This is a genomic window from Pseudomonas sp. MD195_PC81_125, from assembly GCF_014060985.1.
GTDB classification, from domain to species: Bacteria; Pseudomonadota; Gammaproteobacteria; order Pseudomonadales; family Pseudomonadaceae; genus Aquipseudomonas; species Aquipseudomonas parakoreensis.
This window is the reverse complement of sequence record NZ_JABULD010000138.1, coordinates 1-1,330: the sequence shown is the minus strand read 5'-3', so window position 1 is coordinate 1,330 and position 1,330 is coordinate 1. Positions and strand designations below refer to the sequence as shown.

The window sequence follows — 1,330 nt, the reverse complement described above, 5'->3', positions numbered from 1 at the left end:
AAGATCGCAGCCTGCGGCAGCTCCTACAGTTAAACTGCCGATCCGCCCAAGGAGCCCGCCATGCTGATTGTTGCCGACGAAAATATCCCCCTGCTCGATGCGTTTTTTGCCGGTTTCGGCGAGATCCGCCGGGTACCGGGCCGTGCCATCGACCGTGCGACGGTCGAGCAGGCCGATGTGTTGCTGGTGCGCTCGGTGACTAACGTCAATCGTGCTTTGCTCGAAGGCAGCAAAGTGCGTTTCGTCGGCACGTGCACCATCGGTACCGATCACCTCGATCTCGATTATTTCACCGAGGCCGGCATCACCTGGTCCAGTGCACCCGGTTGCAATGCGCGAGGTGTGGTCGATTATGTGCTCGGCAGTCTGATGACCCTGGCGGAAATCGAAGGCGTTGATTTGCCGCAACGTACTTATGGGGTAATCGGCGCCGGTGAAGTCGGCGGTCGGCTGATCAAGGTGCTCAAGGGCCTGGGCTGGAATGTCAAAGTCTGCGACCCGCCGCGTCAGGCAGTCGAGGGCGGTGATTACGTGAGCCTCGAGCAGATCATCGAGCAGTGCGACGTGATCAGCCTGCACACGCCGCTGACCCGTATCGGCGCAGGCGCGACCTGGCATCTGTTCGATGAGCCGCGTCTGCAACAGCTCAAACCCGGTACCTGGCTGATCAACGCCGCTCGTGGCCCCGTGGTGGATAACGCTGCGTTGCGCGACGTGCTGCTGGCGCGTGAGGACCTGCAAGCAGTGCTCGACGTGTGGGAAGCCGAGCCTGAAGTCGATGTCGACCTCGCCGAACTCTGCGTGCTGGCCACGCCGCACATTGCCGGTTACAGCCTCGATGGTAAACAGCGCGGCACGGCGCAGATTTATCAGGCTTATTGCGAATTCATCGGTCAGACGCCGAGCATCCAGCTCAGTGACTTGCTACCGGCACCGTGGCTGTCAGAAGTGACCCTGCACGCCGACAGCGATCCGGCCTGGGCACTGGCGATGTTGTGCCGTGGCGTATACGACCCGCGCCGCGATGACGCGGATTTTCGTCGCAGTCTTGTAGGCAATGTCGCTGAACAGCGTGCGGCATTCGATGTGTTGCGCAAGCAGTACCCGGTGCGGCGCGAGATCGAGGGGCTGAAGGTGCGGATCGACGGTGATTCGCAGCAGTTGCGCAAAATTGTGGCGGCGCTGGGGGCGGTGGCTGTCTGAAGATCCTGTAGGAGCTGCCGGAGGCTGCGATCTTTTGATCTTGCCTTTGAAAAACAAAGTCAAAAGATCGCAGCCTTCAGCAGCTCCTACACAGAACAGAAGAGAACGGCAGGCAGAAAAAACCCGG

General features: G+C 60.5%; 1 protein-coding gene. It reads left to right on the top strand.

Annotation, left to right across the window (positions count from 1 at the left end):
• The first annotated feature begins 60 nt into the window (after positions 1 to 60).
• Positions 61 to 1,203 carry a 4-phosphoerythronate dehydrogenase PdxB gene (pdxB, locus tag HT737_RS06215; RefSeq protein ID WP_182401865.1) on the top strand — a complete coding sequence of 381 codons (1,143 nt, stop codon included), beginning with the start codon at positions 61 to 63 and terminating at the stop codon, positions 1,201 to 1,203.
• The last annotated feature ends 127 nt before the right edge of the window (positions 1,204 to 1,330 follow it).

Excerpts from the sequence above, each read along its gene's own strand:
- pdxB (WP_182401865.1), top strand. The coding sequence starts at position 61 with ATGCTGATTGTTGCCGACGAAAATATCCCCCTGCTCGATGCGTTTTTT.